We start from the raw sequence: 20,083 nt of genomic DNA, 5'->3' as shown, positions 1-20,083 counted from the left end.
TCAAGGAGAAAGGATTATGAATACGCAAATTCTTGTTATTGCAGAGCACGATAACCACAGCGTAGCGCTTGATACCTTTAAAACGCTATCCGCAGCAGCGCAAATAGGTGAAGACATTTCGGTGCTTGTCATGGGGTATCAATGTCAGGAGGTAATAGAGTGTATTGGCCAATGCGGTATCGTCAAGCAGGTGATCGTCGCAGACAATGAACAATTTAGTCATTTACTTGCTGAGAACGGAGCGCCAATAGCGGTGCAGCTTGCCAAAGACTTTACACATATTTTGGCTCCAGCGACGACATTTGGGAAAAATATGCTACCACGTATTGCTGCGTTGCTCGACGTAGGCCAGCTATCTGATGTCGTGGAAATTGTGACGGCAGATACGGTTATCCGTCCAATCTATGCCGGTAACGCGCTAGCGAAAGTGAAGTCGACAGAGGAAAAAATACTCATGACGATACGCGGTTCGGCGTTTGAAGCAGTGGGGCGTGACCCCGCGAATCAAGCGACAGTGATAACGGTCGGCGGTCATGATGTTGGGAATGGTCTTTCTGCATTTGTCTCTCAGCAACAAAATGAAAGTGAGCGCCCTGAATTGGCGGCTGCTAGTGTGGTTATTTCTGGTGGGCGTGGTGTAGGCAGTAAAGACAACTTCGCTTTGGTGGAACAACTCGCTGATAAACTCGGTGGTGCTATTGGTGCGTCGCGAGCCGCGGTTGATGCGGGATTTGTTTCTAACGACCTGCAAGTAGGCCAGACGGGTAAAATAGTCGCGCCAGATTTGTACATTGCTATCGGTATTTCAGGTGCAATCCAACATATGGCAGGGATGAAAGACTCTAAAGTGATCGTCGCGATAAACAGTGATCCTGAAGCACCCATTTTCCAAGTTGCGGACTATGGATTAGTAGGGGATTTGTTTGACATTATGCCGGAGCTTATCGACAAAGTACCTTAAGAGCTTGGGTTAAAAACAAAGTCGCTACTTTGCTGTTAGGACAATTCCTACAGCGCGTATGAGGTTGGTTGTTAGTCGATAATGTATTTCCAATATGTTGAATAGTAAAGACTATTTTGCTCTTAAAAATGAATTGGTAGAGAAGTTGTTTTTAGGTGCTAACTTTTTGTTATGAATATCGTTGATTTCGTATAGGATGCGCCACCCGCAGTTTTTCGTCGGCAACGACTAGGCAAACATGTCCGCCAATTCTCTCTATACTGACCTTTCTGGTTACTACGACCTAATGTGTGTCGATATTGATTACCAAGCGCAGAGTCATAACGTAAAACGATTGCATCAATTGTTTGGAAACCAAGGAAATACTCATCTTGATTTAGCATGTGGCACTGGCCCTCATGTTCGTCACTTTATTGATTATGGCTATCAAAGTAGTGGTTTGGATATCAATCAACCTATGTTGGATTTCGCGTCGGTTAGATGTCCGGAAGCTCAGTTTTCGGTGCAAAATATGAGCGAATTTACGGTTACACAGCCACTTGATTTGATTACCTGTTTTCTCTATTCGATTCACTATTGTGACGGGATAGAAGGGCTTAAACAGTGCATCAATAGTGTATTTAATGCTCTGTCAGTCGGTGGTGTATTTTGCTTCAATGCGGTTGATAGGCTAAAAATCAATAACCATTCTTTTGTTCAGCATTCGGCAGAGAGCGAAGGCAGTAAATTTACGTTTCGTTCAGGTTGGTATTATGAAGGCCAAGGTGAGCGTCAGGCGCTTAAGCTTAACATTGAAAAAACCACAGATGACGAAACGCAAAGTTGGTTTGATGAACACCCGATGGTGGCTTTCACTATCCAAGAACTAAAAGCACTATTAGAACCGCTATTCGACGTACACCTGTTTGAACATGATTATGAAAAAATCACGCCTTGGGATCAGCAATCGGGCAATGTTCTAGCGGTTTGCGTTAAGAAGTAACAGCGTCGTGCTAGGTTGCATCGAGAGTAAATAAATCAAAGCTCGTTAAATATGCAACCTAGCTATCATATTGAACACCCTTAACTTGAAGCGAGTGCAGTTCGCTTGCAGGATAATGCACTCTGTTTTAAGTCACTAAGGAATGTTTGATGGCTGGTATTACCGATCTAGAGCAGTTATTGAGCTCTATGAGTCCATGTCTTCTCGAAGACGAAGTCGTATTCTGTCATGTGAAAGGGGCGCTTAAGGAATATACAAAACTCGAGTTGATTGCTACCTTCATTGAAGCGGAAGGCCTCACACTTGTCCTACCTAAAGCCGAAGCTGTCAAAGCGAAATTGAGTTTTGAGTCAGTATTTCAACAAATTACGCTTAATGTTCATTCTAGCCTTGAAGCTGTAGGTCTAACCGCAGCCGTCGCCTCAAAATTGGCGGACAAAGGCATTAGTGCCAACGTCATTGCTGCCTACTATCACGATCATATTTTCGTGCCATCACTAGAAGCTCAAAAAGCTTTACTAGCTTTACAAGAGTTTAGTGACGACAAATCCAGCAATGATGGAGCATCTAATGACCGCTGCCATTAGAGCTAAAGCCGTTTGCCTTTTTCGACATAACGGAAAGGTGTTACTTGCAGAAGGTTACGACCCTGCAAAAGACCAGCACTACCTGATCCCCGTTGGTGGTGGCATTGAGTTTGGTGAAACGTCGCGAGAGGCCGCTGAACGAGAAGTAAAAGAAGAAATCGGCGCAGATGTAACCTCCCTTGAACTTCTTGGCGTTAGTGAGAACCTCTTTACCTTCGATGGACGCTCTGGACATGAAATTGTGTTTGTCTATCAGGGACGATTTGTTGATCAAGGTTTCTATCAAAAGACGCATATCGACGGGGTTGAAACTAATGGAGTGGAATTTGTCGTTAAATGGGTTGAAGAAAGCGCGTTATTAGCAGGAAAGATACCGCTTTATCCAGACGGTATCTTAGAAATGTTACGCTGAGGATAGCGAGAGAAAACGACTGGATAGATGAACAAATTAACAAGGAAATGAATATGAAACAAAGGACGTTTTCATCATGGCTGCATACTGAGCTGCCAATCATTCAAGCGCCTATGGCCGGAGTACAAGACAGTAAGCTTGCGATAGCAGTAAGCGAAGCTGGTGGTTTAGGCTCCATACCTTGTGGCATGCTTTCTAAAGAGCGTATTGTAGAAGAGTTAGAGTCCATTACATCAGCGACCGATAAACCATACAATCTTAATTTTTTCTGCCACTTAATGCCTAACTTTGATCAAGAACGCCAAGCTCAGTGGCGTAATCGACTTGCACCCTATTTTGAAGAGTTGAAACTCGATATTGCCATTCAACCTAGCATGGCAACGCGCATGCCATTTAGCGAGGATATCGCTGATGCTATTGAAGCATTTAAACCTCCTTACATCAGTTTCCATTTTGGGTTGCCGAACAAGGCTCTTTTAGAACGAGTAAAAAGCTGGGGGACATGTATTTTGTCTTCGGCGACTACCGTCGAAGAGGCGGTTTGGTTAGAGACAAACGGGGCGGATGCGATTATTGCTCAAGGAGTGGAAGCGGGCGGTCATAGGGGAATGTTCCTAACGGATGATCTTGATACTCAATTACCGGTCGAAGATCTTATCAAGGAAATTGTTGATAATGTTACTGTACCCGTCGTGGCGGCTGGAGGCATCAGCACTGCTGACAAGGTTGAACACGCGTTTAACATAGGTGCTGAGGTAGTTCAGGTGGGGACCGCATTTCTATTGTGCGATGAGGCCACGACATCGGCGTTACATCGTGATGCTATCAAAAGCACTCAGTCTCAGCATACTGCAATTACCAATGTATACTCGGGGCGACCGGCACGAGGAATAGTCAATCGTGCAATGAGGGAGCTTGGTTTTGTAACACAGGAAGCACCGCAATTTCCCTATGCGTCTATCGATATCACGCAGCTCAGAGGACAGGCAGAGCAGCAAGGTAGCGCAGACTTCTCACCGCTTTGGTGTGGAGAAAGCACTGACGGTTGTAAAGAAGTATCGGCAGAAAAGATACTCAGAGATCTCGCTAGAGTCTGAGTAATTAACGTAATATTGCGATAAACCTTATTTATTCATAAACCATGGCTATTAATAAACCCGAATTACTATAGAGAAACCACAATGGATTACGACCAATTCAACGAATTTTGCGGCGCTTTCCCAGCGACCAGTCATGTTATTCAATGGGGTGATGCTCATGTCTGGAAGGTCGGTGGCAAAGTCTTCGCTATTGGGGGCTGGAACAAAGAGAGCGGGGCAGCGTTTACTTTCAAAACGTCGGATTTGAATTTTGAGTTTCTTAGTGACAGTGAAGGCTATCGGCCTGCGCCATACTTTGTGAGTCGTGGAATGAAGTGGATACAGCAGGTGGAGACATCTGGTCGACTTGACGAAGAATTACAATATTACCTTAAAGAATCATATCGGTTGGTGGCGTTAGGTCTAAGTAAGAAAAAACGTGGTGAGCTAGGTATCGTGATTGACGACTAACTCACCCCGTTTAACGTTTAGTCAATAGTTGGCTGCTGCAAGTGTTCAACCAGTACTTTGACGAATCGCGCCGCTTCGCCACCAGTACAGGCTCTATGATCGAATGTGATCGACAAAGGTAGCGCTTTGATGACTATTGGCTGGCCGTCTTGTAAAACTAGTTTCTCGATAATTCGACCAGCTCCTACGATAGCGACTTGAGGCGGTGAGACGACAGGAGTCGCGAAAATTCCGGCAATGGCACCAAAGTTCGACAGTGTTATCGTCGCGTGTTGTAGTTGTTCTCTGCCTATTCGCCTGGCTCGAATTCCCTCTACAGTGTCATTTAACCAATGGCGAATTCCTTGTTGGTCAAAGCTGTCGGCGTTTCTGAGTACTGGGACATACAATCCATGGCTACTATCTACCGCGATTCCGATATTCACTTTGCTATGAACACAACGTGTCATTGTATCGGCATCAAACCATGCGTTTAAAGCCGGTTCTTTTTGGCAAGCAAACACAACAGCTTTAATTAAACGGCCGGAGATATCCTCTTTTTGTGACCAATTGGACAACAACGCTTCTTCAGTGATCGTCACAGAAGCAACGTTGTGATGTGACTCCGCCATAGTGCCGACCATGGTGCGTCTTGCACCTTTAAGCACCTCCGTTCCGGGTGTCTGTCGGTCGAGTTCGTTGTAAATATCTGTGTCAGTGATAACACCGTCATGTCCGCTTCCTTTCACCTTTAATAGGTCAACACCGAGCTTCTTAGCGAGAAGCCGAGCAGACGGCATCGCCGTGACTGTTTGTTCTGAGTTTGAATGATGAGCAGGCCCAACCCAAAAGTCATCAACTTCAACGTGGTGTGTGTGATTTGACACATTGCCAACAACAGTTGCTGCATCGCTTGATGTGGCTTTAGAGTGGGTGGCAGACGCTTCCGTGACCACTTCTTCAATCTCAATCAGCAAACTGCCGATGTTGATGACGTCACCTTCCTCCCCATGACGGCTGACGATTTTGCCACTGTAAGGTGCTGGCACTTCTACAACGGCTTTCGCGGTTTCGACGGTTAAGATCACCTGATCAACGTCTACATGTTCACCAACGTTAACGTGCCATTGAACAATTTCAGACTCAGCGAGTCCTTCCCCTAAATCTGGTAATAAAAATGACTTCATTTCCAGCCCTCCACAAGTTCGCGTGCGGCAAGTGTGATGTCTTGTTCTTGAATTAAGAAATAGTCTTCGTTTTTGTAATATGGCATAACGGTGTCGAGCCCAGTAACACGCCTAGGTGGGGCTTTGAGAAGACACATAGAATGTTCGGAAACTCGAGTAATGATCTCCGCTCCGACACCACAGCTTTGGCTTGCTTCATGGACGACAAGTAAACGTCCTGTTTTTTCCAGTGATTTAATAATGGTGTCCATATCGAGAGGCTTTATACTCGCGAGATCGATGACTTCTGCTTCAATTCCTTGTTCCGAAAGCGATTGGGCGGCTTGCAGGGTTTCAACTACACAAGCTCCCCAAGTGACGACCGTGAGATCCCGTCCTTTTCTTAGTGTGTAGCAGGTATCAAGAGGCAGAGCTTGTCCATCGTTTACTACGGGGGATTTGACTGTTCGATAGATTCGCTTTGGCTCGAAAAACATTACAGGGTCGTTACTACGAATTGCAGCTAGCAGAAGTCCGTATGCTCGTTGAGGAGAGGAGGGAATAACGACCTTTAATCCAGGAATATGAGCAAACAGGGTTTCGATGCTTTCAGAATGATGCTCAGGGGCGTGTATGCCGCCACCAAACGGTGCCCGAAATACCGCAGGGCAGGTTAACCGACCTCTAGTGCGGTTTCTCATTCTTGCAGCATGACAGATGAGGTGTTCCATCGCAGGAAAGACAAAGCCCTGAAATTGAAATTCCGCAATAGGTCTTAACCCTTGTGTTGCCATGCCAACTGCAACACCTCCTATTAGGGCTTCGGCAAGAGGAGTATCAATCACTCTTCTTAATCCAAATTTCTCTTTTAAACCGACAGTAGCGCGAAACACACCGCCGTTGTCTCCAACGTCTTCGCCTAGTAGCACGACGTTGTTGTCGTGCTCCATTTCATAATGAAGTGCCAAGTTAACCGCTTCAATGAGCGTGATTTCGGGAGTTTGTTGATTAATCATGTTTGCCTCCCTGCATTCGCAACGTCTTATTAATCAGCGTATCTCTTTGCGGTGCTAGCTCGCTTGGCGGGGCTTCGTAGAGATAATCGAATGCCGACTCTGGTGGTTGAGGTGGGGTGGCTAAATAGCGAGTAACAGCCTCTTCAACGATGGTTTTGGCTTCTTGAACCAGTAACTGTTCCTGTTCATCAGACCAAAGGCTGCGCGCGATTAGATAGGATTTCAGACGTTTTATTGGTTCATAGTCCCACGCTTGTTGTAGCTCTGAATCACTACGGTAACGACTAGCATCATCAGCGGTAGTATGGTCACTTAATCGATAGCTGATAGCTTCAATCAAAGTGGCTCCTTTGCCCTTTCTAGCTCGATCGACCGCTTGTAAAATGGTGTCATACATCGCAATAACATCGTTGCCGTCTACTGTCAGGCCGGGTAATCCTGCTCCAACCGCTTTGTCTGCTAAAAATTCTGCGCCACATTGTAGCGAGCGAGGGACGGAAATCGCCCATTGGTTATTGTTGACGACAAAAATCAAAGGAATGTTCCATGCACCAGCACAGTTGAGTGATTCCAAGAAGTCGCCTTTAGATGTGGCTCCATCTCCACAAGTTACCAAAGCGACATCGTGGTTCCCCTTAATTTTTAACGCGGACGCCACTCCTACGGCATGAGTGCATTGTGTGGCGATAGGAACGCAGAAGGGAAGATCGGTGCATGGTGAGCCATCATCAAATTCGAAATCACTGCCTCGCTCATCGCCTCCCCAGTATTGGAGGTTTTTCTCTATAGCGATACCACGAACCCAGAGAGCGGGCATATCACGGTAATAAGGAACAAAGACGTCTGATCTTGTGAGAGCGTGACCGATGGCGATACCGATGGCTTCTGCGCCAAGATGGGAAGGGTAGGTACCAAGTTTGCCGGTTCGCTGAAGAGCAACGGCTTTTGCATCGTATGTTCTCGCAACTACCATGTCGCGATAGAACTGAAGTAAGGTGTTCTCATCTGCCCAGTGGGGCAACGGCTTAACGAGATTACCTTGGTAGTCGATAAAACGATGCATGGGTAATGCTTGTACGTTCATCTCGAACTCCTTTTCGCACGCTCTGATAAGAGCTAGTGCTAGAAAATCCCAGGGTACAACCTTGATTTTTGTTTTCAGACATGATGGTAATCGTCTGAAGACAAAAGAATCATTGATACTATAAGTGTAATCAAATTGTTAAAAAGTGCCGCATTTAGATGCCCTGATACTAGTAAAATTAACCTTACAGGGGTACTTATGTGAATTAATATATGGAATTGAAAATCAAATCTGGGGATATCGACTGGTTTTGAACGAGCGCGATTGTTTGGTGTGATATATGTCACTGGTATTACCTGTTGTAATTTCATGTAGAGGTTGGGCAACTACAACAGGTTTTCTGCCATATGTGGGTCTTGAGCTCTAAATCTCTTCACATAGTTCGAGTGGTAGACCGTCAGGATCTTGGAAAAACGTAAAACGCTTACCAGTGTATTCGTCAATTCGTATTGGTTCTACGTCAATATCATTTGCTTTTAGATAATCGACAATTTGCTCTAGTTTGGTGACATTAAATGCTAAATGTCTTAAACCCATAGCTTCTGGAAAGCTAGGACGTTCAGGAGCTCCAGGGAAAGTGAACAGCTCAAGTTGCGTGCCATCAGGTAAGGCGAGATCTAGTTTGTAGGAGTCTCGATGTTCGCGATAGTTCTCGTCGATGATTTCCAGCTTTAGTATGTTGACATAAAAGTGTTTCGACTTTGCGTAGTCGGAACAAATGATGGCGGTGTGATGGATCCCATTAAGCATTTTGTCTTCCGTCGTTGATTGGTTAATTGGTTAGCTTGGATGGCAGTTCCTTGACGACATAGTCAATAAACACGCGTAAGCGGGCCGGCATATACTTGGTTTGTGCGTATTGGAGTGCAACGGCTCCATGGTAGTTACTCTTGATGGTCCAATCCGAGAGGACGGGCACAACACTGCCATCTTCTATGGCTTCAGAAATAACAAAATCATGAAATATTCCGATGCCGAGACCTTGTTTAACGCCATGGAGGCGCATCTGAGAGTGGTTGATGGCATAGCGTCCTGCTACTTTCACAGTATGAAACTCATCGTCTTTGAGAAAATCCCAAGTGTTGTCGCGTTCCGTTTCAGCAAGATAGAGGCAGTCATGTTTCTCAAGATCACTTGGTGTATAGGGCAGTCCACGCTTAGCAATGTAATCGGGACTGGCACACAGTACGAGGTTGGTTGGTCCTAACTCTTTCATAACGAGGTTTTCGTCTGGTTTGTCAGTAAGCTTGAATGCAACGTCGATGCCCATGCGCAACAGGTCGATTTCGCCATCAACGGCGCGAACTTTCAATTGAATTTCCGGATATCGCACTAGGAAGGGAGTAATAAAAGGTTGTAATACTGAGTTAAGAAACGCTTCCGGTGCGGCGACAGTAATAGACCCGCTTGGCTCAGTATGGTCGGATTGAGAGACGTCAATGGCCTGTTGTGCCGCGTTCACCATTAACACACTTTGGTCGTAAACCTTTTGCCCAGCCTGAGTGATAACCAACTTGCGCGTAGTGCGCTCAAACAACTTTGCCGATAGCGCACTTTCAAGACGAGTAATGGTTTTAGATAGCGCAGACGGCGTGACCCCCAGCTTTTTTGCGGCGGCGGTAAAACTGCCTTCGTTTACTACCAAAATAAAAGATGCGAGGTCAGGTAATAAACTTAATAGCTTATGGCTGAACATTATTGTTGCCTCAGATTCACTAATGGTTTTCCATCTTAAGGGATAATCGTTTGCACCACAATGAACTAAAATGATTCCAATCTAGATATAAGGCGAATCAATACGCTGTAAATATCACCTCCCTACATAACCTATTGATAAATAGGATAGAAAAAGGAATCCACTATGTCTTCTGCGTTTTATAAGCAAATCCAAGAGCAAATTGAAGAAGTAAAAGCTGAAGGACTTTATAAGTCTGAGCGCATCATCACTTCTCAACAACAAGCGGCTGTTGAAATCTCAACAGGTGAAGAAGTACTAAACTTCTGCGCGAACAACTATCTTGGCCTTGCAAACCATCCTGCACTTATCGACGCTGGTAAAGCGGGCATGGATAAAAACGGCTTTGGTATGGCTTCAGTTCGTTTTATCTGTGGTACTCAAGACATTCACAAAGAACTTGAGCAGAAACTGTCTACATTCCTAGGTAAAGAAGACACTATCCTTTACACATCATGCTTCGATGCAAACACAGGTTTGTTCGAAACTATCTTGGGTAAAGAAGATGCCATCATTTCTGATGCGCTAAACCACGCTTCTATCATTGACGGTGTCCGTCTATGTAAAGCGATGCGTTACCGTTACTCTAATAACAATATGGAAGAGCTTGAGCAGCAGCTGATCGCAGCTAACGAAGCAGGTGCTCGCCATAAGCTAATCGTAACTGACGGTGTATTCTCAATGGACGGTGTGGTCGCAAACCTTCCTGCAATCTGCGATTTGGCAGATAAATACGATGCGCTAGTGATGGTTGATGACTCTCACGCAGTTGGCTTCATGGGTAAAAACGGCGCCGGTACACATGAGTTTCACGACGTTGTAGACCGTATCGACATCATCACTGGTACGCTAGGTAAAGCGATGGGTGGTGCGTCAGGTGGCTATACTTCTGGTAAGAAAGAAGTGATTGACTGGTTACGTCAGCGTTCACGTCCATACCTGTTCTCTAACTCTGTAGCACCAGCTATCGTCAATGCGTCTATCCGTGTTCTAGATTTGCTACAAGAGAGTGGTGACCTACGTGAACGCCTATGGGAGAACGCTGCTCATTTCCGTACTCGTATGGAAGGTGCTGGTTTCACTATGGGTGGTGCCGATCATGCAATCATTCCAATCATGCTAGGCGACGCAAAAGTGGCTGCAGAGTTTGCTGAGCGTGCGTTAGCGAAAGGTATCTACGTTATTGGTTTCTCTTTCCCAGTAGTACCTAAGGGCCAAGCTCGTATTCGTACTCAAATGTCTGCGGCTCATTCTCGTGAGCAACTTGACCGCGCTATCGATGCATTCATCGAAGTTGGCAAGGATATGGGTCTTATCTAAGGTTTTTAGGGTTTCGGGTTTAGAACCTGAAACCTGTCTTTAAGGTTACATTATGAAAATTAAAGCGCTATCTAAGCTAAAGCCTGAGCAAGGCATTTGGATGACCGAAGTGGACAAGCCTGAACTTGGTCACAACGACATTCTAATTCGTATTAAGAAAACGGCAATTTGTGGTACTGATGTACACATCTATAACTGGGATGAGTGGTCACAAAACACGATTCCTGTTCCTATGGTTGTCGGCCACGAATATGTAGGTGAAGTAGTTGGTATTGGCCAAGAAGTTCGTGGCTTCGAAATTGGCGACCGCGTATCTGGCGAGGGTCACATTACTTGCGGACACTGTCGTAACTGCCGTGGCGGTCGTACTCACCTATGCCGCAACACAGTTGGTGTTGGTGTAAACCGCACTGGTGCGTTCTCTGAATACTTGGTTATTCCAGCGTTCAATGCGTTTAAGATCCCTGAAGGTATCTCTGACGATCTAGCATCTATTTTTGACCCGTTCGGAAACGCTGTTCACACTGCGCTGTCTTTTGACCTAGTTGGTGAAGATGTACTGATTACAGGCGCTGGCCCTATCGGCATTATGGCCGCTGCGGTTGCCAAGCACGTAGGTGCGCGCCACGTAGTTATTACAGACGTTAACGAATACCGTCTAGATCTTGCAAGACAGATGGGTGTAACACGTGCCGTAAACGTTGCAAAAGAAAACCTAAAAGATGTGATGGCAGAACTAGGCATGACTGAAGGCTTCGATGTAGGTCTTGAAATGTCTGGTGTTCAAGCGGCATTTAGTTCAATGCTTGAAACCATGAACCACGGTGGTCGTATCGCACTACTAGGTATTCCACCATCAGACATGGGTATCGATTGGAACCAAGTGATCTTCAAAGGTCTGGTGATCAAAGGTATCTACGGCCGTGAAATGTTCGAAACATGGTATAAGATGGCAAGCTTGATTCAATCTGGCTTAGATCTGACGCCAATTATCACTCACCATTATAAGATTGATGATTTCCAAGAAGGCTTCGACGTCATGCGCAGCGGGCAGTCTGGAAAAGTTATTCTCGATTGGGAATAACTTTAAGGCATATTGTGAAATAAAAGAGCCAGAGATAATTCTCTGGCTCTTTTATTTAATAAATAGCGACTAATTGTTTTGCTCTTTATCTCTATTTTCGTAGTAGTCCCAAACGGTGTAACGTTCGTCGTCAGAGATAACGCAATAAGGTACACGTTTACCTTCTTCTGAGAATCTTTCTAATTTATGTCCTTGCTCAACGCAGTAAACATAAGCAGGGTCACTTTCAACCGTTATTTCGTCTACATCATATTTATCTGGCTCGCTCGCACAACCAGCCATAACTCCCACCGCTAATGCGCCAATCACCCATTGTAACTTTTTCATTCTTTCTCCTAGTTGGAATTCACGCTTTGAGTTAAGTGTAGGAGATTTCAAAGGAAAAGTGTTTTGATTGAGTCAAATTATTCAATATTTTATGAGAATGACCGGTCAATTGTCGTTTCGTTCCCAAAATTCCTACAAACGGTGCTTCATTGATTAAATAAGAACAAAACGGTGAGTATGAAACTCACCGTTTAGTCGCTTCGAAGCGCTAAATATACTTGTTACCTTCACCAAAACGGTAGATAAGTCGAGTTCCCCATAGTTGGTCTCGAGCACCAGAATTACGATGGTAAGCGTATTTCCAGTCAGCCTGCAGAGACCAATTGGCATTGAGGGAATAGTGTACACCGGTGCCAATGTTCCATTGTAGCTTTTTAGTATCGCGGTCTTTATCCAACATGGCTTCACCTACGCCAGCATTTAAATAAGGTTTAAATGCGCTGCCGGGCATAAAGTAGTACTGAATATCTAAGCTATAGTTCTCATAGATGTGCTTTTCGTTGCTTACCGTCGAGTCATAATTTCCTTGCATATAGCCTAAGCGAGTAGAAAACTGCTCTGTGAAGTACAAGCCCAATGTAAAGGCAGGAGCAAAGTCGTTTTTCAGGTTACGTTCTTTATCCAATTGCGGATACGCAAAGCCGGCACTCACACCAACGATACCGTAGGTAACGGGGTCGTCTGTGTACTGATGGTAGTTCTTTTTCTGTCTACGTTTAAGGCTGTCATCCGTTTCACCTGCACCAAAGGCATAGTTAACTTGCATTTGGTACTTAGTCTCTACTTCACCATTGCGCATGACATTGGAATGAACGCCGACGAAACCAGTACCAGCTTTAATTACTTCGCGCCCTGCAATGTTGTTTACGCCTCGCCCCAGACTATCGACAGGGTCTAGGAAGAACAAAGCTGTTGAACCTAGGGCATCAGAACCCCAAACAGTTCCTCCTCGTAAGCGAATTTCTTTTTCTTTGTTGAATGCCCATTCACCATATACCCAGCCAAGGGTAGGGGTAACAACCAAATCTTGAATTGATGGGATCTCTGCAAAGGCTTCGATACCATATTCCCAATAAAAGGTGGACATAAGGGTGGAATACATAAACGCATCCCATTGTCTATAACCAGATTTCCGAGCAGCTTGGTAATAAACACCACCAAAATAAGGGTGTCCGATGTAGTTGATAATGTGGTCATCGCGATCCCAGACAGGACCCGATCGCACGTTATCCCACCACTTATTCATTAACTGGACATCATCTTTTTCCCAGTTAGTAATAGATTCGGGCATCAGTGCTAAAACACCAGCTACACCAACGCCATACGCAAAAATAGATTTAGTTTGAGACCAAAGTCTTTCACTGTCTTCGCCATTCTGAGGGTTAAAGAGAGACACACGATATGGAGAATCATAAAAGTTTGTTGGGTTGTCTGACTCATTTGCTATACGTAATTCTTCAAAACTGCTGTTAGTAGATATGGAACGGTATCCAAGGCTATTCAGTTGTGAAGACTGAGTTGAGTTAAACTCTGAGTCAGATAATTTCTGATCTTCAGCGATGGCTTGTTGAACAAAATCTTGCTGAGAAATAGCAGGACTATGATTATCAGAGGACAATGTGTCATCTTGAGCGAAAGTCGTTGGAACGCCGACTAAGATAGATAATGCGATTAGCGATTTTTGAAGTTTCATATTGTAAGAGGAACTTGGCAAACGAATTTATAATATTAGTTGCTTAAGGTCCCTTTAAGCGAGGGAGCAATAATACAGCGTTCATTTATGTTAGTCGCTTATTTAGTCAGGGCAAAACTGTGTCTAAGTGTAAAAGAATGTTTTTGTGATAGACTTCTCGCAATATTTCATAGGTTAGCAGGTTACAAGTGAGACAAATTACCACGGCTATTCATCCTGATATAGAACATCTCGATGATAAAAAAATCATCAAACGTAATGCAACTCGCGCAATTGCGATTGACGGTGAAAACATTTTGCTGCTGTTTACGGAACGTTATCATGACTATTCTCTTCCAGGAGGTGGATTAGATGAAGGTGAGGACGTTATCGCAGGTATGGTGAGAGAGCTAGAAGAAGAAACGGGTGCTCAAAATATCCATTCAATTAAGCCGTTTGGAATATATGAAGAATTTCGTCCATGGTATAAAGATGATGCAGATGTAATGCATATGATTTCTTACTGTTATTCATGCAAAGTCGACCGAGAGCTTGGCGCGACTGCTTACGAAGATTATGAAGTAAAGAATGGTATGAAAGCGGTTTGGATAAACATCCACGAGGCAATCGCCTTTAATGAAAAGACCATGGCAGAAAGCGATAAAAAAGGGATGAGCATCGAAAGGGAAACCTACTTGCTACACTTGATCGCAAAAGAAATGCTATAGAGTTTAAGGGATTACACAATGAAATTGATGACTAAAGACGACAATTTCTTTTTCTTGCTTGGTTCTCTACTGGTATTGTTTTTCTTAAGTGCTGTCGTTCATCAGTTCAAAGATGATGCGCAAGACTATGTTCTCGCACTACTCATTCTTTGTATGAGTACGTCGATTGTCGGCGTACATAGAAAACAGACCTTTTATCGATCTTGGTACGCTGTAATGATAACCGTGGTCGTGATTTCAGGTAGTATCTCTATTTTTGAAGACTATGACCTTTCATTAGTCACTATGTTTGCGATGTTGTTCTTCGTTTTAGCGCAAACCTTTTCCGCTTTGAAGCAGGTGATGACACCTAAAAAAGTCACACTGAATCAGATTGTGGGCTCTATATGCGTTTACTTGCTCTTTGGCTTGTCGTTTGCGTTTATATACCTGATACAGCTTGAACTGTTTGTTGAACCCTTTAACGGCTTGGAAGCAAAACCATGGCTGGATAACCTTTTCGAAGTCATCTATTTTAGTTTTATCACACTAACGACTGTTGGCTACGGTGACATCTCACCGGCACTTGCTATTCCCAAGTTTTTCGTTTTTCTAGAATCGATTACAGGCAGCTTCTATTTAGCAATAATGGTCGCCAGTTTAGTGAGCAGCCATCTTTCCCAAAAAGAAATCCACTAGTACTTAGATAGAGCAGCGACTGGCTGCTCTTTTCATTTCAGCCTGTCTCATTGGCATTGCATCAATAGTTTCCTTTACTAGGGCCCAATCTGTTTTTGCTCCCCAGCGCAGTTTTTCCGAGCCATCTTTACCAATTAGAACAGCTGCATGCTCACCCTTATTAATTCCATACATTTTGATAAGTGTTGCGTAATCAAAAGTCTCTTTTACCCACGCAGGGGAGGAGAACCCGTCCTCGGTAATAACCAGAGTGACAACATCTCTTTCATCTAACGAGCATTCATTAGTAAGTGTACCCAACAAAAACTCTTTCACTTTGTCGTCGTTGCTAGGTGCAAAGTACATCACGCTTCGATGCGACATATCGTAATGAACCTCTTCAGAGTGTCTAGACCCATATTCTGGATAACCACAGGCGGTGCCGCTCAACAATGTCAACAGAGCGATTAGTCCAACATTTTTCATCGTTACCTCCTAGAGCTATCTCAAACGGTTATACGTTAAGTTTAGCAATTGAGTTTTCTATTGCTAAAACAATCAAACATGAATTCTGGTATCATGGACGGCAAATTGATAAAGATGTTTATTATGGAATCAATAGCGATATTTGTAGATGTACAAAATGTCTACTACACCACCCGTCAGGCGTTCGGTCGCCGATTTGACTACAATGCGCTTTGGGCTAAGCTGAGCCAAAGTTATCGAATTGACATTGCAAGAGCCTACGCTATTTCGTCAACTGACCCTAAGCAGAGGCAATTTCATCACATTCTAAGAGGTATTGGTTTTAATGTTCAGCTAAAGCCCTTTATTCAGCGTTTAGATGGCAGCGCAAAAGGAGATTGGGATGTAGGGTTGGCTTTGGATGTGTACGAAACCGCAAATAGCGTAGATAGAATCGTCTTGATATCTGGAGATGGTGATTTTCAAGTATTGGTGGAACGTATTCAGCAGAGGTTTAACACCAAAGTTACGGTAGCAGGTGTGAGATCGTTGACGGCCAATAACCTAATCCAAGCAGCTGACGACTATATTGAAATTGATTCTGATTTGTTGATAGGTCAATAGAATGAAAAGCAACCTTCTCAATGGCGCACTAGCCACAGAATTCAAGACAGTTTCTGCGATGATGCGCATTTATTGCAAAAAGCATCATGGAAGCGATGAGTTGTGTGAAGATTGCAAATCATTGCTGGTCTACGCTGAGACGAAACTGGATCGTTGCCCATATGGTGAGTCGAAGCCTACGTGTAACAAGTGTCCGATACACTGTTATAAACCAGAACCTAAAGCTCAGATGAAAGAAGTCATGGTTTATTCTGGACCAAGAATGTTACTGCCACACCCGATCTTATCAATTCGACACCTTTTACACGAGAGAAGAGAGGTTCCTAAGAAGCCCGAGGCGGGGCAGTCTAATCGAGCGAAGCGTAAAGTTAAGTAAGCGCATTGGATAGCTAATGGAATTATGAGCCTGCGAGCGCAATAACGTGTGAAACAAGGACACCCAATGTTAAATGATTGCGCAGAGTCGAGTAGGTTGAAGGGAAGGATGAACCTGCCGTAGATAACTTGGCTTTTTCTACGGCCCAAACACAGATATACCCCACCATTGATACTACTAATGCTAGCTGAAACTGTTGTGGAGCAATCAAAATAACCAGCCAAGCCATCAAACAAATCAGATTGCTGAGTAAAAGCATAGGCAGCGACAGTGGTTTGTTTTCGCCAGACAAGGCATGTGACCACAGAATGCCACACAAAAAGCTCAATATAATCCCACTGTACGCGATGAAGACTATTCTGGTATTTATGCCGAAAAGTTCTGCATTGGCATTAAAACTAGCGATACAAAGCGCAAAGGGGATTAATCCGAGATAGCCCAACCAGTTCATCATCTTTACAAGTTGGAGTCGCTCCTTAGCAATCATAGTGGCTTCCTATTATTACTTGAATATCAACAAGTTTAAGACGAGAAATACTAAGATGCTAACTATTGTCGTTAATAAAACATTTTTGGTTACCCATGCCATAGCAACAGCAAACGTTGCGGCGAGCATATAAGGTAAGTTATCTGCAAGTGAGAATTCTCCATGAGGTAGAAATACTATAGGTCCCCAAATAGCGGTTAGAACAGCAGGACTCGCGTAACTTAAAAATCGCTGAGCAGAACTACTCAACCGCAACGGTACTTTAGGTTCTAAGAACAAATAACGACTTATAAATACTACGGCGGTCAACACTAAAATAACTAAATACGTCATCGTTTGAGTCTCTCTTCACTCACATAACCCACTGTCATTCCAATTAGGCTTGCCAATACTAAACCCATACCAATATCAAGCGCGGCAAACGCGACAGATGCCAAAAGAGCTGACAATGCTGCTAGGAAAATTGGCGTCGTTTTTATGTTTGGCACTACAATAGCGATGAACGTTGCCGCTACCGCGAACTCTAAACCGTATTGCTGTAAATCTGGTATTTGGGATCCTATGACGATACCGACGAAGGTAGCGATATTCCATATCAAATAAAATGATAGTCCCGCTCCGAGTGCGTACCAACGATCAAACTTTTTAGGATCGTGGTGGCCGCAAAGAGCGAAAAGCTCATCAGTGAGCAAGAAACCGAGCACGACTCGCCAACGTAACGGTAAGACAGAAATATGGTTTCTCATTGAGAGGCCATATAAAAAATGTCGAGAGGTAATAAAGAAAATGGTGATGACCATAGCCAACAAGGTTGCGCCAGACTTAATCATTCCCATAGCAACAAGTTGAGCCGCTCCTGCAAAAAGAATTGCGCTCATCGCTTGTCCTTCTAGTGGTGATAAACCAGAATCGATCGCAAATGAACCGGCTAGAAAACCCCATGGTACTACCGCTAGACTAAGCGGCATCATCGCTATAGTTCCTTGGGCGAGCCTCTTGAATTTGGTTTTAGAACTTTCCATATAACACTCCTTTATAAGCAAGAGATTGTATTTGTAATGTCAATTTTCAAGTGTGTAGATATATGAAATCAAAATTATTTTTGTATTTGACGACCTGATAATATCTTGCTCCCCTTAATATTATTAGAGCTCTATCTAGTTTCATGCGTAACGTTGTTTTCTGTTTGACATTGATAAGCACCATGGCATTAGCCAATGAATCAGCCGTTTCGTCTCATTTAAAAGTAAAGGACGAAGATTTTGGTCGTACTCTGCCTTTCTTTGGAGATCGAGTACGTAGCGTTGGAATTAGGCTGCCCAAACCGATCGGGATATCATTGTTTACTCATCAGCAAGAAGACTTAATGAACTTGAGCGACTTTAAAGTTGACGGTGAGGCGGTAGGGGAATTATTGCCGGACGGAGCAAGTCAAACGGTAAATACAACGAGTATTATCGCGGTGAGAGGTGATGTTTGGTTGCTGCCTTTTTGGGGTTTTAACGCCATGATAGGCAAAGCGATCACTACATCGGACATATCAATTGGTGTTAATGATTTAATTAACGACAACATTGCAAAGCTAGAACTTAATGGAATGGCAACGACGTCGACCATTACATCGATAGGCACAACCTTAGCGTATGGGCATAAACAGTTTTTTACGACCATAGATGCACAATATGTCTCTACAGCTGTCTCCGGTCTAGGTGTTGATTTGGATGCTTTGGTGGTGACTCCGCTAGTAGGGTTTAATATCGGGGACAGCGGCTGGAAAGTTGTAGTCGGTGGACAGTACCAAGATTATCAAAGGCAACTTAAAGGACAGTTTGCAGACATCCGGTTTAGTGCCAAACAAACTTCAAGTAGATGGTCGACAATGGTTGGAATGCAAAAAGAGTTCAGTGATAACTGGGAAGCCTCGTTAATGGCGCAGAGCGGTAAGACGAGGGAAGGCGTGACGTTTATGTTAGGTAAACGATTTTAAACCACTTGTTGCAATCTAGGAAGCAAAGCAGTTGGCATAGCCAAGTGATATCCTTGATAGAAGTCGATCTTCAGCGCTTTCATCGCAACATGTTGTTCTTCTGTCTCTACACCTTCTATTACGGTCTTCGCACCCGATTGTTTAGCAAGTTTTAAACCCGTTAGTAACGGTCGTTGATTTCCACTCATATACTCAGTAAGCAACTGACGGTCCAACTTTAGTATATTAGGTCTAACTTGCTTAACCCTTTCTGGACTTGATTCTTTACATCCAAAATCGTCGATAGCAATTAGAAAATCTTCGTTACTTAGCTGGCGTGCAGCTGAAGCCAATGTTCTCGCACTAAAGGCCGTTAACTCCACAAGCTCAACAACGACTCTTTTATTATCGATTTGCAAAGCTTTAAGTCGAGACATTAACAGCGATGATTTCAATCCTTCTGCCGCCAGCCTTTCACTAGAGATCGGAAGGAAATTGAGAAATATAAGTCGATTGTTGTACAAGGACATACTGAAATTACGCAGATGAATGGCGCGGCTTAATCTGTCCACATTGAGTTGATCGGCTAATGAAATTTCGTCATTCTGGAAAAATAGATTGGGTGGAATTGGCTCGTCATTTTGGTCAAATAAGCGAACCAATGCTTCCATACCGATTATTTCATTTCTTATATTGAATATAGGCTGGAACACACTTTTTAAGGTCAAGTGTTTATAGGTTGCAATACAGCACCCTGAACGATCGAGTCTTATTCGTTGGGAAAATTGATGTTTATCGGTTAGCAGCATTTACAGCGTTTTATAAATGAAATTCAAACTATCATGGCACGCTGATCGCGGATGTCAAATTCAGTAACTGAATGATATCTGTGATAAATATCACTA

At 43.9% G+C, this 20,083-nt stretch carries 25 protein-coding genes; 13 read left to right on the top strand and 12 right to left on the bottom strand.

Annotated elements, in window-relative coordinates:
- Positions 1-16 precede the first annotated feature (16 nt).
- The 6 genes from OH456_RS05630 to OH456_RS05605 all read left to right on the top strand — a co-directional run bounded on the left by OH456_RS05630 (position 17) and on the right by OH456_RS05605 (position 4,492).
- Positions 17-961, top strand: coding sequence for an electron transfer flavoprotein subunit alpha/FixB family protein (locus OH456_RS05630; protein WP_270032988.1), 945 nt, complete (start codon positions 17-19; stop codon positions 959-961).
- Between the two features lie 238 nt (positions 962-1,199).
- Positions 1,200-1,943: a class I SAM-dependent DNA methyltransferase gene (locus tag OH456_RS05625; RefSeq protein ID WP_270032987.1), complete on the top strand. Its 744-nt coding sequence runs from the start codon at positions 1,200-1,202 to the stop codon at positions 1,941-1,943.
- Positions 1,944-2,092: 149 nt separating this feature from the next.
- On the top strand, positions 2,093-2,530 hold the full coding sequence (locus tag OH456_RS05620; protein ID WP_270032986.1) for an ACT domain-containing protein: 438 nt from the start codon (positions 2,093-2,095) through the stop codon (positions 2,528-2,530).
- Complete coding sequence (locus OH456_RS05615; RefSeq protein WP_270032985.1) at positions 2,514-2,942, top strand: NUDIX hydrolase; 429 nt, start codon at positions 2,514-2,516, stop codon at positions 2,940-2,942. The genes OH456_RS05620 and OH456_RS05615 overlap by 17 nt, the downstream gene beginning before the upstream one ends.
- A 53-nt stretch (positions 2,943-2,995) precedes the next feature.
- Positions 2,996-4,039, top strand: a complete 1,044-nt coding sequence (locus tag OH456_RS05610) for an NAD(P)H-dependent flavin oxidoreductase (RefSeq protein ID WP_124942046.1) — start codon at positions 2,996-2,998, stop codon at positions 4,037-4,039.
- Between the two features lie 84 nt (positions 4,040-4,123).
- Entirely contained in the window at positions 4,124-4,492 is a 369-nt protein-coding gene (locus OH456_RS05605) for an MmcQ/YjbR family DNA-binding protein (protein ID WP_270032984.1), read from the top strand.
- Positions 4,493-4,509: 17 nt separating this feature from the next.
- Here the strand turns inward: OH456_RS05605 and OH456_RS05600 are convergent, their stop codons facing one another.
- The 5 genes from OH456_RS05600 to OH456_RS05580 all read right to left on the bottom strand — a co-directional run bounded on the left by OH456_RS05600 (position 4,510) and on the right by OH456_RS05580 (position 9,433).
- The gene (locus OH456_RS05600; RefSeq protein ID WP_031493776.1) at positions 4,510-5,658 is read right to left on the bottom strand and encodes a dihydrolipoamide acetyltransferase family protein; all 1,149 of its coding nucleotides are present in this window, start codon (positions 5,656-5,658) and stop codon (positions 4,510-4,512) included.
- Complete coding sequence (locus tag OH456_RS05595) at positions 5,655-6,653, bottom strand: alpha-ketoacid dehydrogenase subunit beta (protein WP_006074343.1); 999 nt, start codon at positions 6,651-6,653, stop codon at positions 5,655-5,657. Before OH456_RS05595 ends, OH456_RS05600 begins: the two co-directional genes overlap by 4 nt.
- The gene (gene pdhA, locus OH456_RS05590; protein WP_124942047.1) at positions 6,646-7,737 is read right to left on the bottom strand and encodes a pyruvate dehydrogenase (acetyl-transferring) E1 component subunit alpha; all 1,092 of its coding nucleotides are present in this window, start codon (positions 7,735-7,737) and stop codon (positions 6,646-6,648) included. Before pdhA ends, OH456_RS05595 begins: the two co-directional genes overlap by 8 nt.
- Positions 7,738-8,100: 363 nt before the next feature.
- Positions 8,101-8,487, bottom strand: a complete 387-nt coding sequence (gloA2, locus tag OH456_RS05585; RefSeq protein WP_006074341.1) for an SMU1112c/YaeR family gloxylase I-like metalloprotein — start codon at positions 8,485-8,487, stop codon at positions 8,101-8,103.
- A 22-nt stretch (positions 8,488-8,509) separates the two neighbouring features.
- A complete protein-coding gene (locus OH456_RS05580; protein WP_252039743.1) occupies positions 8,510-9,433 on the bottom strand; it encodes a LysR family transcriptional regulator in 924 nt (307 codons plus the stop codon).
- A 165-nt stretch (positions 9,434-9,598) separates the two neighbouring features.
- On the opposite strand from OH456_RS05580, the gene OH456_RS05575 reads away from it, so the two are divergent.
- Positions 9,599-10,792, top strand: coding sequence for a glycine C-acetyltransferase (locus OH456_RS05575; RefSeq protein ID WP_006072831.1), 1,194 nt, complete (start codon positions 9,599-9,601; stop codon positions 10,790-10,792).
- A gap of 52 nt (positions 10,793-10,844) precedes the next feature.
- A complete protein-coding gene (gene tdh / locus OH456_RS05570; protein WP_006072830.1) occupies positions 10,845-11,876 on the top strand; it encodes an L-threonine 3-dehydrogenase in 1,032 nt (343 codons plus the stop codon).
- A gap of 69 nt (positions 11,877-11,945) precedes the next feature.
- On the opposite strand, the gene OH456_RS05565 is transcribed toward tdh, so the two are convergent.
- Positions 11,946-12,203, bottom strand: coding sequence for a putative hemolysin (locus OH456_RS05565; protein ID WP_006072829.1), 258 nt, complete (start codon positions 12,201-12,203; stop codon positions 11,946-11,948).
- Between the two features lie 208 nt (positions 12,204-12,411).
- Positions 12,412-13,896, bottom strand: coding sequence for a DUF3943 domain-containing protein (locus OH456_RS05560; protein WP_270032983.1), 1,485 nt, complete (start codon positions 13,894-13,896; stop codon positions 12,412-12,414).
- Between the two features lie 188 nt (positions 13,897-14,084).
- On the opposite strand from OH456_RS05560, the gene OH456_RS05555 reads away from it, so the two are divergent.
- The gene (locus OH456_RS05555) at positions 14,085-14,603 is read left to right on the top strand and encodes an NUDIX hydrolase (RefSeq protein WP_006072827.1); all 519 of its coding nucleotides are present in this window, start codon (positions 14,085-14,087) and stop codon (positions 14,601-14,603) included.
- Between the two features lie 18 nt (positions 14,604-14,621).
- Positions 14,622-15,281: a potassium channel family protein gene (locus tag OH456_RS05550; protein ID WP_006072826.1), complete on the top strand. Its 660-nt coding sequence runs from the start codon at positions 14,622-14,624 to the stop codon at positions 15,279-15,281.
- 3 nt (positions 15,282-15,284) lie between these two features.
- On the opposite strand, the gene OH456_RS05545 is transcribed toward OH456_RS05550, so the two are convergent.
- Entirely contained in the window at positions 15,285-15,746 is a 462-nt protein-coding gene (locus OH456_RS05545; RefSeq protein WP_124942051.1) for a DUF4174 domain-containing protein, read from the bottom strand.
- A gap of 123 nt (positions 15,747-15,869) precedes the next feature.
- On the opposite strand from OH456_RS05545, the gene OH456_RS05540 reads away from it, so the two are divergent.
- Both OH456_RS05540 and OH456_RS05535 read left to right on the top strand, forming a co-directional pair.
- A complete protein-coding gene (locus tag OH456_RS05540; RefSeq protein ID WP_031496709.1) occupies positions 15,870-16,349 on the top strand; it encodes a LabA-like NYN domain-containing protein in 480 nt (159 codons plus the stop codon).
- A 1-nt stretch (position 16,350) separates the two neighbouring features.
- Positions 16,351-16,725, top strand: a complete 375-nt coding sequence (locus OH456_RS05535; protein WP_252039746.1) for a nitrous oxide-stimulated promoter family protein — start codon at positions 16,351-16,353, stop codon at positions 16,723-16,725.
- 22 nt (positions 16,726-16,747) lie between these two features.
- On the opposite strand, the gene OH456_RS05530 is transcribed toward OH456_RS05535, so the two are convergent.
- Genes OH456_RS05530 through OH456_RS05520 form a run of 3 tightly spaced genes read right to left on the bottom strand, consistent with a single transcriptional unit; the run spans position 16,748 to position 18,234 of the window.
- The gene (locus tag OH456_RS05530) at positions 16,748-17,212 is read right to left on the bottom strand and encodes a DUF3429 domain-containing protein (protein ID WP_006072822.1); all 465 of its coding nucleotides are present in this window, start codon (positions 17,210-17,212) and stop codon (positions 16,748-16,750) included.
- 15 nt (positions 17,213-17,227) lie between these two features.
- Complete coding sequence (locus OH456_RS05525; RefSeq protein ID WP_270032982.1) at positions 17,228-17,545, bottom strand: AzlD domain-containing protein; 318 nt, start codon at positions 17,543-17,545, stop codon at positions 17,228-17,230.
- Positions 17,542-18,234, bottom strand: coding sequence for an AzlC family ABC transporter permease (locus OH456_RS05520; protein WP_270032981.1), 693 nt, complete (start codon positions 18,232-18,234; stop codon positions 17,542-17,544). Before OH456_RS05520 ends, OH456_RS05525 begins: the two co-directional genes overlap by 4 nt.
- 182 nt (positions 18,235-18,416) lie before the next feature.
- Here OH456_RS05520 and OH456_RS05515 point away from each other — a divergent pair, with 182 nt between their 5' ends.
- Positions 18,417-19,199: a hypothetical protein gene (locus OH456_RS05515; protein ID WP_270032980.1), complete on the top strand. Its 783-nt coding sequence runs from the start codon at positions 18,417-18,419 to the stop codon at positions 19,197-19,199.
- On the opposite strand, the gene OH456_RS05510 is transcribed toward OH456_RS05515, so the two are convergent.
- The gene (locus tag OH456_RS05510) at positions 19,196-19,987 is read right to left on the bottom strand and encodes an EAL domain-containing protein (protein ID WP_038222630.1); all 792 of its coding nucleotides are present in this window, start codon (positions 19,985-19,987) and stop codon (positions 19,196-19,198) included. The genes OH456_RS05515 and OH456_RS05510 overlap by 4 nt on opposite strands.
- Positions 19,988-20,083 lie beyond the last annotated feature (96 nt).

Source organism: Vibrio sp. La 4.2.2 (assembly GCF_027586995.1).
In the GTDB taxonomy this organism is placed as follows: domain Bacteria; phylum Pseudomonadota; class Gammaproteobacteria; order Enterobacterales; family Vibrionaceae; genus Vibrio; species Vibrio mediterranei.
The sequence above is the reverse complement of the archived record's forward strand: the minus strand, read 5'-3'. Positions and strand labels throughout refer to the sequence as shown.